This window comes from Pseudomonas sp. FP2196, assembly GCF_030687715.1.
GTDB lineage: Bacteria > Pseudomonadota > Gammaproteobacteria > Pseudomonadales > Pseudomonadaceae > Aquipseudomonas.
The window spans coordinates 1,814,003-1,829,002 of the sequence record NZ_CP117445.1 but is presented as its reverse complement, the minus strand read 5'-3'; the positions used below and the strand labels follow the sequence as shown (position 1 = coordinate 1,829,002).

General features: G+C 57.5%; 11 protein-coding genes. 1 reads left to right on the top strand and 10 read right to left on the bottom strand.

Going from position 1 to position 15,000, the window contains the following annotated elements:
* Positions 1-95 precede the first annotated feature (95 nt).
* The 7 genes from lpdA to sdhC form a co-directional block, all read right to left on the bottom strand.
* Positions 96-1,532, bottom strand: a complete 1,437-nt coding sequence (gene lpdA, locus PSH79_RS08280; protein WP_305442111.1) for a dihydrolipoyl dehydrogenase — start codon at positions 1,530-1,532, stop codon at positions 96-98.
* Between the two features lie 97 nt (positions 1,533-1,629).
* On the bottom strand, positions 1,630-2,850 hold the full coding sequence (gene odhB, locus PSH79_RS08275; protein WP_305442110.1) for a 2-oxoglutarate dehydrogenase complex dihydrolipoyllysine-residue succinyltransferase: 1,221 nt from the start codon (positions 2,848-2,850) through the stop codon (positions 1,630-1,632).
* Positions 2,851-2,892: 42 nt separating this feature from the next.
* On the bottom strand, positions 2,893-5,724 hold the full coding sequence (locus PSH79_RS08270) for a 2-oxoglutarate dehydrogenase E1 component (RefSeq protein WP_305442109.1): 2,832 nt from the start codon (positions 5,722-5,724) through the stop codon (positions 2,893-2,895).
* 251 nt (positions 5,725-5,975) lie between these two features.
* Positions 5,976-6,680: a succinate dehydrogenase iron-sulfur subunit gene (locus PSH79_RS08265; protein WP_038364054.1), complete on the bottom strand. Its 705-nt coding sequence runs from the start codon at positions 6,678-6,680 to the stop codon at positions 5,976-5,978.
* An 11-nt stretch (positions 6,681-6,691) separates the two neighbouring features.
* Positions 6,692-8,464 carry a succinate dehydrogenase flavoprotein subunit gene (sdhA, locus tag PSH79_RS08260; RefSeq protein WP_305442108.1) on the bottom strand — a complete coding sequence of 591 codons (1,773 nt, stop codon included), beginning with the start codon at positions 8,462-8,464 and terminating at the stop codon, positions 6,692-6,694.
* A 3-nt stretch (positions 8,465-8,467) separates the two neighbouring features.
* Positions 8,468-8,836 carry a succinate dehydrogenase, hydrophobic membrane anchor protein gene (gene sdhD / locus PSH79_RS08255; RefSeq protein ID WP_007977503.1) on the bottom strand — a complete coding sequence of 123 codons (369 nt, stop codon included), beginning with the start codon at positions 8,834-8,836 and terminating at the stop codon, positions 8,468-8,470.
* Positions 8,830-9,204 carry a succinate dehydrogenase, cytochrome b556 subunit gene (gene sdhC / locus PSH79_RS08250; protein WP_034156251.1) on the bottom strand — a complete coding sequence of 125 codons (375 nt, stop codon included), beginning with the start codon at positions 9,202-9,204 and terminating at the stop codon, positions 8,830-8,832. The genes sdhD and sdhC overlap by 7 nt, the downstream gene beginning before the upstream one ends.
* Positions 9,205-9,566: 362 nt before the next feature.
* Here sdhC and gltA point away from each other — a divergent pair, with 362 nt between their 5' ends.
* On the top strand, positions 9,567-10,856 hold the full coding sequence (gltA, locus tag PSH79_RS08245) for a citrate synthase (protein WP_007919904.1): 1,290 nt from the start codon (positions 9,567-9,569) through the stop codon (positions 10,854-10,856).
* A 1,033-nt stretch (positions 10,857-11,889) separates the two neighbouring features.
* Here the strand turns inward: gltA and PSH79_RS08240 are convergent.
* The 3 genes from PSH79_RS08240 to PSH79_RS08230 form a co-directional block, all read right to left on the bottom strand.
* Positions 11,890-13,548, bottom strand: coding sequence for a cation acetate symporter (locus PSH79_RS08240; RefSeq protein WP_305442104.1), 1,659 nt, complete (start codon positions 13,546-13,548; stop codon positions 11,890-11,892).
* Positions 13,545-13,856, bottom strand: coding sequence for a DUF485 domain-containing protein (locus PSH79_RS08235; RefSeq protein ID WP_047600264.1), 312 nt, complete (start codon positions 13,854-13,856; stop codon positions 13,545-13,547). The genes PSH79_RS08240 and PSH79_RS08235 overlap by 4 nt, the downstream gene beginning before the upstream one ends.
* 241 nt (positions 13,857-14,097) lie before the next feature.
* Complete coding sequence (locus tag PSH79_RS08230; RefSeq protein WP_095190653.1) at positions 14,098-14,949, bottom strand: glycine betaine ABC transporter substrate-binding protein; 852 nt, start codon at positions 14,947-14,949, stop codon at positions 14,098-14,100.
* Positions 14,950-15,000: the final 51 nt, after the last annotated feature.

The window sequence follows — 15,000 nt, the reverse complement described above, 5'->3', positions numbered from 1 at the left end:
GAGCTACGCAAGACTGCGTCCAGCGGACATTCCGCGGTGAGACTTGCTCGCAAGGCTCACGACGGGCCGTTACCGCCGTGGTTTCTTATTGTGTCTTAACGCTTCTTGCGGTTGGCAATGTGGATGGCGCCGCCATTCACAGCCAGAGCAGCTTCGTGCAAGGCTTCAGACAGGGTCGGATGGGAGAAAACCATCATGCCCAGGTCTTCAGCGCTGGTGCCGAATTCCATACCGATCGCGCCCTGCTGAACCAGCTCTGCAGCGCTCGGGCCAATCACGTGCACGCCCAATACGCGGTCAGTCTTGGCATCAGCGATGACCTTGACGAAACCACCAGTATCGTTGGCGGCCATGGCACGGCCGGAAGCGGCGAACGGGAAGGTGCCGACGTTAACTTCAACGCCTTCAGCTTTCAAGGCCTGCTCGGTTTTGCCAACCCACGCGATTTCCGGGTGAGTATAAATAACCGAAGGGATCAGGTCATAGTTCATCTGGGCTTTGTGGCCCTTGATGCGCTCGACAACCATGATGCCTTCTTCCGAAGCCTTGTGAGCCAGCATCATGCCGCGAACCACGTCACCGATGGCGAAAACGCCCGGTACGGTGGTGGCGCAGTGATCGTCAACGTGCACGAAACCGCGCTCGTCCAGGGTCACGCCGCTGTCGGCTGCCAGCAGATCAGTGGTCACCGGACGGCGACCAACGGCTACGATCAGCTTGTCGAAAGTGATGGTCTGTTCGCCGTTGGCATCGGTGTAGCTAACAACCACTTCGTCGCCGTTGACTTTCGAACCGGTCACGCGAGCGCCCAGTTTGATGTCCAGACCCTGTTTGGTCAGGGTTTTCAGCGCTTCCTTGGAAACAGCGGTGTCCGCTGCCATCAGGAACGTGTCCAGAGCTTCCAGGACAACCACTTCAGAACCCAGACGCGACCACACCGAACCCAGTTCCAGACCGATCACGCCAGCGCCGATGACGCCCAGACGTTTAGGTACGGCTTGGAATTCCAGCGCGCCAGTCGAATCGACGATGACTTTCTGATCAACCGGAGCCGGTGGAATGTCGATAGGACGCGAACCTGGAGCCAGAATGACGTTTTCTGCTTCGATGATTTCAACCGAACCGTCTGGCTTGGTGACTTCGACTTTCTTGCCGGCCAGCAGTTTGCCGTGGCCCTGGATCGAAGTAACGCCGTTGGCCTTGAACAGGGTGGCAACGCCGCCGGTCAGGTTCTTGACGATGCCCGCCTTGCGGCCAACCATCGCCGCGACGTCCATTTTGACTTCGCCGGTCGAGATACCGTGAACGTTGAAGCTTTCTTTCGCTTCCTTGTATTTCCAGGAGCTGTCCAGCAGCGCCTTGGAAGGAATGCAGCCGACGTTCAGGCAGGTGCCGCCCAGGGCTTGCTTGCCTTCGGCGTCGGTGTACTTCTCGATGCAGGCAGTGGTCAGACCCAGCTGCGCGGCCTTGATGGCAGCTACGTAACCGCCAGGGCCGGCACCGATCACTACTACGTCAAATTTCTGCGACATTCAAAAAATCCTCTTTAGCGAAAAGCTTCAAGCCGCGCGCTCCAAGCCAAGCTGCCCTTTCCTGCAGCTTGAAACTTGAAGCCCGCAGCTGCTTCTATCAGATATCCAGCAACAGACGAGCCGGATCTTCCAGCAGGTTCTTGATGGTCACCAGGAAGGTTACAGCTTCTTTGCCATCGATCAGACGGTGATCGTAGGACAGTGCCAGGTACATCATCGGACGGATAACGACCTGGCCGTTGATGGCCATAGGACGCTGGATGATGTTGTGCATGCCCAGAATCGCTGCCTGCGGCGGGTTGACGATCGGGGTCGACATCATCGAACCGAAGGTACCACCGTTAGTGATGGTGAAGGTACCACCGGTCATCTCGTCCATCGACAGTTTGCCGTCACGGGCTTTTTTGCCGAATGTTGCGATACCGCCTTCGATTTCAGCCAGGCTCATCAGCTCGGCGTTACGCAGAACCGGTACAACCAGACCACGATCACTGGAAACGGCAACGCCGATATCCGCGTAGCCGTGGTAAACGATGTCGCCACCGTCGATCGACGCGTTGACAGCCGGGAAGCGTTTCAGCGCTTCGGTGGCCGCTTTCACGAAGAACGACATGAAGCCCAGACGTACGCCGTTGTGGGACTTCTCGAACAGATCCTTGTACTTCGAACGCAGGGCCATGACTTCGGTCATGTCTACTTCGTTGAAAGTGGTCAGCATCGCCATGTTCGACTGTGCTTCAACCAGGCGCTTGGCCACGGTGGCACGAACGCGGGTCATCGGTACGCGCTTCTCGATACGGTCGCCAGCGGCGAACACAGGAGCGGCAGCCGAAGGAGCAGCAGCCTTGGCAGGCGCGGCAGCCGGAGCGGCTTTCTTCGCAGCAACTGCTGCAACCACGTCTTCCTTGGTCACACGACCGCCCTTGCCGGTGCCGGCAACGGAAGCGATGTTGATGCCGTTCTCTTCGGCCAGCTTGCGCGCAGCCGGCGCAGCAACAGGATCGTCTTCGCCTTCGGCAGCAGCAGGTGCAGCGGCAGCAGTGGCCGGAGCAGCAGCGGCTGGAGCAGCGGCAGCAGCGCCGCCCGCTTCGATGGAGCCCAGGACTTCGTCGGACAGAACGGTGTCGCCTTCGTTCTTGACGATTGCGCCCAGCACGCCGTCAGCAGTAGCCAGAACTTCCAGTACGACTTTGTCGGTTTCGATGTCAACGATCAGATCGTCGCGCTTGACAGCGTCGCCCGGTTTTTTGTGCCAGGTGGCAACGGTGCCATCGGCAACCGATTCCGGGAAAGTGGGGGCTTTGATCTCGATAGCCATTATCTGTAGTTCCTTAAATTCGGTTTCAGGTGCGCGAAGGCGTTAAACGGTAAACGCGTCTTGCAGCAGTTTTTCCTGCTGCTCGGCGTGCATCGATGCGTAACCACAAGCAGGTGCAGCAGAAGCATCACGACCCGCGTACTCAAGCACGAGAGACTTGTTGTGATTGCCAACGATGCGGCGCATGTGGTGCTGGCTGCAGTACCAGGCACCCTGGTTCATCGGCTCTTCCTGACACCAAACGATATGTTTGAGGTTGGTGTACGGAGCCAGGACTTCGTTCAAGTCGTCCTCAGGGAATGGGTACAACTGCTCGATACGTACGACGGCGATATCGTCACGGCCTTCGGCACGGCGTTTTTCCAACAGATCGTAGTAAACCTTGCCGCTGCACAGAACAATGCGCTCGACCTTTTTCGGGTCTTGAGCATCGATTTCAGGGATCACGGTCTGGAACGAACCTTCGGCCAGATCTTCCAGCGTCGAGATGGCCAACTTGTGGCGCAGCAGCGACTTCGGAGTCAGGACTACCAGAGGTTTGCGCAGAGGGCGAATCACCTGACGTCGCAGCAAGTGGTAGATCTGTGCCGGAGTGGTCGGCATACACACCTGAATGTTGTGCTCGGCGCACAGCTGCAGGTAACGCTCAAGACGTGCCGAGCTGTGCTCAGGGCCCTGACCTTCGTAACCGTGTGGCAGCAACATGGTCAGACCGCAGAGACGGCCCCACTTGTGCTCGCCGCTGGTGATGAACTGGTCGATAACAACCTGTGCACCGTTGGCGAAGTCGCCGAACTGGGCTTCCCAGATCACCAGCGCGTTTGGCGTGGTGGTCGAGTAACCGTATTCGAAAGCCAAAACAGCCTCTTCCGACAGGAACGAGTCATACAGGTCGAAGCGTGGCTGACCGTCATACAGGTTCTGCAGCGGAATATAGGTGCCCGCGTCTTTCTGGTTGTGCAACACAGCGTGACGGTGCGAGAACGTACCGCGGCCGATGTCCTGACCGGTCATGCGGATCGGGTGACCTTCGAACGCCAGGGTCGCGTACGCCATGGTTTCAGCGTAACCCCAGTTGATCGGCAGGCCGCCGGCTTGCATCTTCTGACGGTCTTCGTAGATCTTCGCAACCTGGCGCTGAACCACGAAGCCTTCCGGAATTTCCAGCAGCTTGGCGGACAGTTCCTGCAGGGTCTTCAGATCGAAACGGGTGTCGTGGCGCGCAGTCCAGGCGTGGCCCAGATACGGACGCCAGTCCACGAACAGCTCTTTGTTCGGTTCTTTGACCAGGCTTTTCACTACGTGCAGACCGTTGTCCAGCGCGTTGCGGTATTCGTCGACTTTCGCCTGAACACGCTCTGCGTCAAGAACACCGCCCTGGGTCAGACGATCAGCGTACAGCTCACGGGTGGTGCGCTGCTTGGTGATTTGCTGATACATCAGAGGCTGAGTGCCGCTTGGCTCGTCGGCCTCGTTGTGGCCGCGACGACGGTAGCAGACCAGATCGATCACCACGTCACGCTTGAACTGCATGCGGTAGTCGATGGCCAACTGGGTCACGAACAATACAGCTTCCGGATCATCACCATTCACATGGAGGATCGGCGCCTGGATCATCTTGGCAACGTCGGTGGCGTACTCGGTGGAACGCGAGTCCAGCGGGTTGCTGATGGTGAAACCAACCTGGTTGTTGATCACGATGTGCACAGTACCGCCGGTCTTGAAACCGCGGGTCTGGGACATCTGAAAGGTTTCCATGACCACGCCTTGACCGGCGAATGCCGCGTCACCGTGGATGGAGATCGGCAGAACCTTCTCACCGGTCGAATCGTTACGACGATCCTGACGGGCGCGAACCGAACCTTCGACCACAGGGGAAACGATTTCCAGGTGGGACGGGTTGAACGCCATGGCCAGGTGAACTTCACCGCCGGCGGTCATCACGTTGGACGAGAAACCCTGGTGGTATTTAACGTCACCGGAACCCAATTCAACCTTTTTCTTGCCTTCGAACTCGTCGAACAGCTCGCGCGGATTCTTGCCGAAGGTGTTGACCAGCACGTTCAGACGACCACGGTGGGCCATGCCGATGACAACTTCCTTGGTGCCGTAGGAACCGGAACGCTGGATCAGTTCGTCGAGCATCGGAATCAGGCTCTCGCCGCCTTCCAGACCGAAACGCTTGGTACCCGGGTATTTGGTGCCCAGGTATTTTTCCAGACCTTCACCGGCAGTCACGCGCTCAAGCAGGTGGCTCTTGATGTCGGCGGAGTACGTCGGACGACCACGCACGCTTTCCAGACGCTGCTGGAACCACTGGCGCTGCTCGGAATCGGTGATATGCGTAAATTCAGCGCCGATGGTGCGGCAATATGTCTGCTGCAACGCTTCGTGAATTTCGCGTAGGCTCGCTTCCTCTTTGCCGATGAACAGGTCGCCGGCACGGAAGGTCGTATCAAGATCGGCATTGGTCAAGCCGTAATGATTGATCGACAGGTCTGCAGGTGCAGGACGCTGCCACAGTCCCAGCGGGTCAAGCTGGGCTGCCTGGTGGCCACGCATACGGTAGGCCTGGATCAATCGCAGCACTTCAACTTGCTTCTTCTCGTGCTCGCTGCTCACGCTCCCGGCGGAAACCGGTTGGGCGCGGCGCTGGTTCTTTGCCAGCAGCACGAAATGATCGCGAATTGTCGAGTGCGAAACATCAGTGGCAGAGTTGCCGTCGGCAGGCAACTTCTGAAAGTAGGTGCGCCACTCTTCTGGCACAGCGTTAGGGTCGTGCAGGTAGAGCTCATAAAGCTCTTCCACATAGGCAGCGTTTCCACCTGAAAGGTAGGCGCTGTTCCACATGCGCTGCATCACGCTTTCTTGCATGCTTGGTCACCCTCGGTTAGGGGAACACCATCGGTGTCGACACCGAGCAAACTTGCAGAAGTCCGAATGCAGCGACTAAAACAAGCCACTTAGGATCACACTGATAGTCCGGGTACCAGCCCGGATGCCCCTGCTTGTCTCATTTCTTCAAAATAAGAGCTGCAGCTTGTGACTACTGCTCTGGTTATAGCCATGACGCGGGTTGAAGCCCGCGCCACAGCCTCTACGGTACAGCGGTTACAGCAGCTGAATCACACGCCGCTCGAAAGCAGCATGTTACGGATGTGACCGATGGCCTTAGTCGGGTTCAGGCCTTTCGGACATACGTTGACGCAGTTCATGATGCCCCGGCAGCGGAATACGCTGAACGGGTCATCGAGCGAAGCCAGACGCTCGTTGGTCTTGGTGTCACGGCTGTCTGCCAGGAAGCGATAGGCTTGCAGCAGAGCGGCTGGACCCAGAAACTTGTCCGGGTTCCACCAGAAGGACGGGCAAGAGGTCGAGCAGCAAGCGCACAGGATGCACTCGTACAGACCGTCGAGCTTTTCACGCTCTTCTGGCGACTGCAGACGCTCGATGGCCGGAGCCGGCGTGTCGTTCTGCAGGTAAGGCTTCACCTTCTCGTATTGCTTGTAGAAGATGCTCATATCGACGACCAGGTCACGGATAACCGGCAAACCTGGCAGCGGACGAACGATCAACTTGTTACCTTTCACGACAGCGGACAAAGGCGTGATGCACGCCAGGCCGTTCTTGCCGTTGATGTTCATGCCGTCGGAACCGCAGACGCCTTCACGGCAAGAGCGACGATAGGAGAAACCCTCGTCCTGCTCTTTGATCAGGGCCAGCACGTCCAGCACCATCAGGTCTTTACCACCGGTATCGACCTGGAATTCCTGCATGAACGGCGCAGCGTCCTGATCAGGGTTGTAGCGATAAACACTGACTTGCAACATGGCGGTCACCCTTAATAAGTCCGGACTTTCGGTTCGAAAGTCGGAACAGTCTTCGGCGAGAAGTTAACGGCACGCTTGGTGACGCGCTTGTCACCCGGGAAGTACAGGGTGTGGCACAGCCAGTTTTCGTCGTCACGGTCTTCGAAGTCTTCACGGGCGTGCGCACCGCGGGACTCTTTACGTACTTCGGCAGCGATGGCAGTCGCTTCAGCCACTTCCAGCAGGTTTTGCAGTTCCAGCGCTTCGATACGTGCAGTGTTGAAAGCCTGCGACTTATCGTTGATCTTCACGTTAGCGATACGCTGACGCAGATCGGCCAGTTGAGCGATACCTTTCTGCATGTATTCGCCGGTACGGAACACACCGAAGTAGTTCTGCATGCAGCTTTGCAGCTCACGACGCAGGGTTGCCACGTCTTCGCCATCGGTACGGCTGTTCAGCGAGTTCAGGCGCGACAGGGCAGCTTCGATATCGGCTTCGGTAGCGTCGTCGTATTCGATGCCGTCGGTCAGCGCCTTTTCCAGGTGCAGGCCGGCAGCACGGCCGAATACCACCAGGTCGAGCAGCGAGTTGCCGCCCAGACGGTTGGCACCGTGAACCGATACGCAAGCCACTTCACCTACAGCGAACAGACCAGGGATGATCTGATCCACGCCATCGGCGTTCTGGGTGATCGCCTGACCATGAATGTTGGTGGCAACGCCGCCCATCATATAGTGGCAAGTCGGAACAACCGGAACCGGAGCAACCACCGGGTCAACGTGGGCGAAAGTCTTCGACAGTTCGCAGATGCCTGGCAGACGGCTGTGCAGCACTTCCTCGCCCAAGTGGTCGAGTTTGAGCATTACGTGGTCGCCATTCGGACCGCAACCGTTGCCGGCGATGATTTCTTTAACCATCGAGCGAGCAACCACGTCACGACCGGCAAGGTCTTTGGCGTTCGGAGCGTAACGCTCCATGAAACGCTCGCCGTGCTTGTTGATCAGGTAACCACCTTCACCACGGCAACCTTCTGTTACCAGTACACCGGCGCCGGCGATGCCGGTCGGGTGGAACTGCCACATTTCGATGTCTTGTACCGGCACGCCAGCACGCAGAGCCATGCCGACGCCGTCACCGGTGTTGATCAGGGCGTTGGTGGTGGAAGCGTAGATACGGCCTGCACCGCCGGTAGCCAATACGGTAGCTTTCGCGCGGATGTAGGAGGTTTCGCCAGTTTCGATGCAGATCGCGATCACACCGACGAACTCGCCTTCCTGGTTTTTCACCAGGTCGACAGCGTAGTACTCGTTCAGGAACGTGGTACCGGCTTTCAGGTTGCCCTGATAAAGAGTGTGCAGCAGTGCGTGACCAGTGCGGTCGGAAGCGGCGCAAGTACGTGCAGCCTGACCGCCTTTGCCGTAGTCCTTGGACTGACCGCCGAACGGACGCTGGTAGATACGGCCCTGCTCGGTACGCGAGAACGGCAGACCCATGTGATCCAGCTCGAAAACAGCAGCCGGGCCTTCCTGACACATGTACTCGATAGCGTCCTGGTCACCGATGTAGTCGGAGCCCTTGACGGTATCGTACATGTGCCAGCGCCAGTCATCGTTCGGGTCAGCGGACGCGATTGCGCAGGTGATGCCGCCCTGGGCGGACACAGTGTGCGAACGGGTCGGGAAAACCTTGGTGATCACGGCAGTCTTGTGACCGCCCTGCGCCAGTTGCAGCGCAGCGCGCATGCCGGCACCGCCACCACCAATAATGATGGCGTCGAAAGAAATCGTTGGAATGTTAGCCATGACTCAGATACCCCAGAGAATCTGCACACCCCAGACGAAGTAAGCGAACATTGCAACGCCGCATACTGCCTGGAAAAGGAAACGTACTGCGGTCGCGGACTTGCCCAGCGCCATTGGCGTCAGGTAGTCGGTCGCGATGGTCCACATGCCGACCCAGGCGTGAGCGCCAAGAGCAACAAGGGCCAGCAGACTGAAGATACGCATCCCGTTGTGGGCGAACAGGCCGTGCCACTGGTCGTAGCCAATGCCCGGATTCGCTGCAAGGTATCCGATCAGGAAAATGAAATAAGCCGCGAGAACAACCGCAGACACACGTTGCGCCATCCAGTCATAGAGGCCCGAACGCGAAAGGTTCGTAACGCTGGTTACCATATCCAAACTCCTGCCAGAACGATCAACACCACGGAAACGGCGATGATAATTTTCGAGCCCAGGCGGCCGCCTTCCAGCGTCTCACCGATGCCCATATCCATGATCAAGTGGCGCACACCGGCTACCAGGTGATACAGCAGAGCGGACAGGAGGCCCCATGCTACGAACTTGGCCAGCGGGCTGGTCAAGCATGCCTTCACTTCGGCAAAACCTTCCTCGGAACCCAGAGACTTGCCCAATGCATAAAGCATGAAGCCGATACCCAGGAAGAGGATGATGCCGGAAACACGGTGAAGAAACGACGTAACGCCGGTGATGGGGAGTTTGATGGTCCTTAGGTCTAGGTTTACAGGTCGTTGGCTTTTCACGGCTTTTTTTTCACACTGAAGAGCCCCTAACAATCAGGGCAAAGTTGTTGGGGAGTGCACTGGTCAGGTAACCACCACCCAGGGATGCGACCCCCAATAAAGCAGGCCCAAAAGCCCTTGGCGGTCGGTGGCCGAGTATAGACAGTTAGGCTACTAATGACAACGCAATCACCTACCCCCAATAGCTGATTGCACAAGTTGAATAAAAGGCGTAAATGGCAGGCAATTTCGAGGAAAAACTGCGTTTAAAGCCTTCTGGAGCAAGACTTTAGGCAAATTGACATTCGAATTTATCTCACTATAGTGGTGCGGGCCCTGCGTGGGGGGTCTGTCTGATGGTTCAAGCATAAATAGGAGGCCACATGGCTGACAAAAAAGCGCAGTTGATCATCGAGGGCGCAGCCCCCGTCGAGCTGCCCATTTTAACCGGCACCGTTGGTCCCGATGTAATCGATGTTCGGGGCCTGACGGCCACGGGCCGCTTCACTTTCGACCCTGGTTTCATGTCGACCGCCTCGTGCGAATCGAAGATCACCTATATCGACGGCGACAACGGCATTCTGTTGCACCGCGGCTACCCGATCGAACAACTGGCTGAAAAGTCAGACTACCTGGAAACCTGCTACCTGCTGCTCAATGGCGAACTGCCGACAGCAGAACAGAAGGCCCAGTTCGTCAGCACCGTCAAGAACCACACCATGGTTCACGAGCAGCTGAAAACCTTCTTCAACGGTTTCCGTCGCGACGCCCACCCGATGGCCGTCATGTGCGGCGTAGTCGGCGCCCTCTCGGCCTTCTACCACGACTCCCTGGACATCAATAACCCGCAGCATCGCGAAATCTCCGCGATCCGTCTGGTTGCCAAGATGCCGACCCTGGCAGCGATGGTTTACAAGTACTCCATGGGCCAACCCATGATGTACCCGCGCAACGACCTGACGTACGCGGAAAACTTCCTGCACATGATGTTCAACACCCCGTGCGAGATCAAACCGATCAGCCCGGTGCTCGCCAAGGCCATGGACCGGATCTTCATCCTCCACGCCGACCACGAGCAGAACGCATCGACTTCCACCGTGCGCCTGGCAGGTTCTTCGGGTGCCAACCCGTTCGCCTGTATTGCCGCCGGTATCGCCGCACTGTGGGGCCCTGCCCACGGCGGTGCGAACGAAGCCGTTCTGACCATGCTCGATGAAATCGGAGATGTCTCGAACATCGACAAGTTCATCGCCAAGGCCAAGGACAAGAACGATCCGTTCAAACTGATGGGCTTCGGTCACCGCGTTTACAAGAACCGCGACCCTCGCGCGACTGTAATGAAGCAGACCTGCGACGAAGTACTGAAAGAACTGGGCATCAACAACGATCCGCAACTCGAACTGGCCATGCGCCTGGAAGAGATCGCGCTGACCGACCCGTACTTCATCGAACGCTCGCTGTACCCGAACGTCGACTTCTACTCGGGGATCATCCTCAAGGCGATCGGCATTCCGACCAGCATGTTTACCGTGATTTTCGCCCTGGCACGTACTGTCGGCTGGATCTCCCACTGGAAAGAAATGCTCTCCAGCCCGTACAAGATCGGCCGTCCGCGCCAGCTGTACACCGGCTACGAGTCGCGTGACATTTCCAAGCTGGAAGACCGCAAATAAGACTTGTCTTGCGATGACGTCTTAAAGTTGTACCGGGAACGGCCTCTATTTATATAGGGGCCGTTTTTGTTTGTCTGAAGTTTGGGATTTTGGGTTTTGGGATTGGGGGCATATCCGTTTCTTCGGGTGCTGCCGCTGGCGGTTTCGCTCTTACAGCGAGTCCCTTTTTCAAACGCCAAAAAGGAACCAAAAGGCTTTGCCCCTGGCGTACGGCACTTCGCTGAGGCTCAGTGTTCCCTCGCTACGGTGTCCATCCGGGGGCATCGCCTACGGTTTGCTTCGCTGCACCTCCTCTCGATGTATGCGGCTACGCCGCACGGCGCTGCGCGCCTACCCCCGGATGGACACCTACGCTCGGCCTGCCGATGGGGCAAAAGATCAAAAGCCAAAGCAAGATCAAACGCCAGATCAAGAGCCCCTCACCCTAGCCCTCTCCCGGAGGGAGAGGGGACTGACCGAGTGGTTTGGTAGAGGTACGCCGACGTGCGATACCGCGTTGAACTCAGATTCTGAAAAGCTCACAAATCGGCTCCCTCTCCCTCGGGAGGGGGCTGGGGTGAGGGGCAAATCCACCACCGAACCAAAGCCGAACACACGCTCTTCACCACTCAACAGGATGAGCGTTAGCTCGGCTGCAGCTCTTGATCTGTAAGCGACGTCGGAAGGCTGAGTGGAGGGATTGATCCGGGCGTGGGAGCGCAGCGACCGTTTGGCGCAGCCAAACACATCGAGAGGAGGTGCAGCGAAGCAAACCGTAGGCGATGCCCCCGGATGGATCCCGGAGCGAAGGCACCCCGAGCCCCAGCGAGCGGGCCGTACGTAGGAGCAAGCGTTTTTTTGCTTACTTTTTTTAGGGGTTTGAAAAAAAGTGAGTCGCCGTAAGGTCGAAACCCTATGAAGCCGTTACCGCAGCAACGGATATGTACTCAATAAACACCAACCACAAAGACCTCAGTCCGATAACCGCCCACAAAAAATGCCCCGATCTCTCAACCGGGGCATTCAGCAAAACGTTTAAACAAGCATCAAGCGATCAATGCGAAACCGCCCCACTCGCCCCCAACCCCGTCTGCGAACGCACAAATTGCGGGAAGAACAACGCCCGCTCATTGTCCGCAGCCGCCGACTTGTCGGTAATCGAGAAGAACCAGATCCCCACAAACGCGATGATCATCGAGAACAACGCAGGATACTCGTAAGGGAAGATCGCCTTCTCATGATGCAGAATCTGCACCCAGATGGTCGGGCCAAGCACCATCAGGCCAACCGCACTCACCAGACCCAGCCAGCCGCCAATCATCGCACCGCGAGTTGTCAGCTTCTTCCAGTACATCGAAAGCAGCAGTACCGGGAAGTTGCAGCTCGCAGCGATCGAGAACGCCAGGCCAACCATGAACGCAATGTTCTGGCTTTCGAACAGGATACCCAGACCAATCGCCAGCACCGCCAAGGCAATGGTGGTGATCTTCGAAACGCGGATCTCATCCTTCTCGTTCGCCTTGCCCTTCTTGATCACGCTGGCATACAGGTCGTGAGACACCGCCGAAGCACCGGCCAGGGTCAGACCCGCGACAACCGCCAGAATGGTCGCGAACGCCACTGCCGAGATGAAGCCGAGGAAGATGCTACCGCCCACTGCGTTGGCCAAATGCACCGCCGCCATGTTGTTGCCGCCCAACAGCGCGCCAGCAGCATCTTTGAAGGCCGGGTTGGTGCTGACCAGCAGGATCGCGCCGAAGCCGATGATGAAGGTAAGGATGTAGAAGTAACCAATGAAACCGGTGGCGTACAGCACGCTCTTACGGGCTTCTTTAGCGTCACTCACGGTGAAGAAGCGCATCAGAATGTGCGGCAGGCCAGCGGTACCGAACATCAACGCCAAACCGAGGGAGAACGCCGAAATCGGATCTTTCACCAAGCCGCCAGGGCTCATGATCGCTTCACCCTTAGGGTGAACCTTGATCGCCTCGGAGAACAGCATGTTGAAGTCGAAGTTGACGTGCTTCATTACCATCAGCGCCATGAACGAGGCACCGGACAGCAACAGCACAGCCTTGATGATCTGCACCCAGGTGGTCGCCAGCATGCCGCCGAACAACACGTACATGCACATCAGCACACCGACCAGAATCACCGCCACGTGGTAGTCCAGACCGAACAACAGTTGGATCAACTTGCCGGCACCAACCATTTGCGCGATCAGGTAGAACGCCACCACCACCAGCGAGCCGCAGGCAGACAGGGTGCGAATCTGGGTTTGCCCGAGGCGGTAGGACGCCACGTCGGCAAAGGTGTATTTACCCAGGTTACGCAGACGTTCGGCGATCAGGAACAGAATGATCGGCCAGCCCACCAGGAAGCCGATCGAGTAGATCAGGCCATCGTAGCCGGAGGTGAACACCAGCGCGGAAATCCCCAGGAAGGACGCCGCCGACATGTAGTCACCGGCGATCGCCAGACCATTCTGGAAACCGGTGATCTTGCCGCCCGCCGCATAGTAGTCGGCCGCCGAGTTGTTTTTCTTCGAGGCCCAGTAGGTGATGTACAAGGTCGCGCCGACAAACGCCACGAACATCAGGATGGCTGGAATGTTCAGTGGCTGCTTGGCAACTGCGCCCGTCAAAGCGTCAGCCGCAAAGGCACAAGGCGCGAAAGCTGCAACGCTCAATAGAGTAAGTAGACGCCGGATCATTGCTGAGCCTCCTTGAGAATCGCATTGTTCAGGTCGTCAAACTCGCCATTGGCGCGGCGCACGTAGATCCCGGTGAGGATGAATGCTGAAAGAATCAGTCCGACACCGATCGGAATGCCCCAGGTAATCGAGGATTCAGGACTGAGTTTGGCGCCCAGTATGTGCGGCCCGTAAGCGATCAAAAGGATGAAGCCAGAGTAGAGCCCGAGCATGATCGCCGAGAGTATCCAGGCGAACTTTTCCCTTTTTCGCACCAGTTCCTTGAATCGGGGACTGTTTTGAATCGAGAGGTAAATGCTGTCGTTCATTGTTTTTATCCTCGCAGCACAGATTATTGTTGGAACGTAGCTAATGTATGCGGCTGCGGGAGAGGTTCCAGACGACCTTAGTAGTAGAACGCCATGACAGTTTTGCCAATTTCAAGCACACACAAATAAATGCAGGAGTGAGCCTGCTCTCGATAGCGCCATGTCAGTCACCTCAGCATGAACTGACAGATTGCTATCGCGAGCAGGCTCACTCCTGCAGGGGAGCTGCGGTGTGTTGCGGTTATTTAGTCCAGTCAGCCACGCGATCCGGGTGTTTGGCCACCCAATCCTTGGCGGCTGCATCAGGCTTGGCACCGTCCTGAATCGCCAGCATGACTTCGCCGATTTCGTCTTTCGACGCCCACTGGAAGTTCTTCAGGAACTTGGCCACTTCTGGGGCTTTCGCATCCAGCCCCTTGCTGCCGATGCTGTTCACGGTTTCAGCCGCGCCGTACACGCCTTTCGGGTCGTCGAGGAAGCGCAGCTTCCACTTGGCGAACATCCAGTGCGGCACCCAACCGGTGACGGCGATGGATTCGTTTTTCTTCTCGGCACGTGTCAGCTCGGCGATCATGCCAGCACCGGAACTGGCTTTGAGGGTGTACTTATCGAGGCCGTAATCCTTGATCGCCTGATCGGTCTTGAGCATCACGCCTGAACCGGCGTCGATGCCGACGATGCGATTTTTGAAGGTATCATCGGTTTTCAGGTCTTCGATCGACTTGGCTTTTACATATTCCGGGACGATCAGGCCGATTTTCGCATCCTTGAAGTTCGGGCCGTAATCGACGACCTGATCCTTGTTCTTCGTCCAGTATTCGCCGTGGGTCACTGGCAGCCAGGCCGACAGCATGGCGTCGAGTTTGCCGGTGGCGACACCCTGCCACATGATCCCGGTGGCGACGGCTTGCAGTTTCACGTCGTAGCCGAGTTTCTGCTTGATCACTTCGGCCGCCACGTGGGTGGTCGCGACGCTGTCGGACCAGCCGTCAACGTAACCGATGTTCAGGGTCTGTTTTTCAGCGCTGGCGAAAGTGGAGCTCATCGCAAGTGCCAGAGCGGCACCTGCGCCTAAAAGTCGTCGCATCTTCATCGTTACTTCCCCGAAATGCTGCGCCCGACGGATGACGGGCGGCGTCAACGT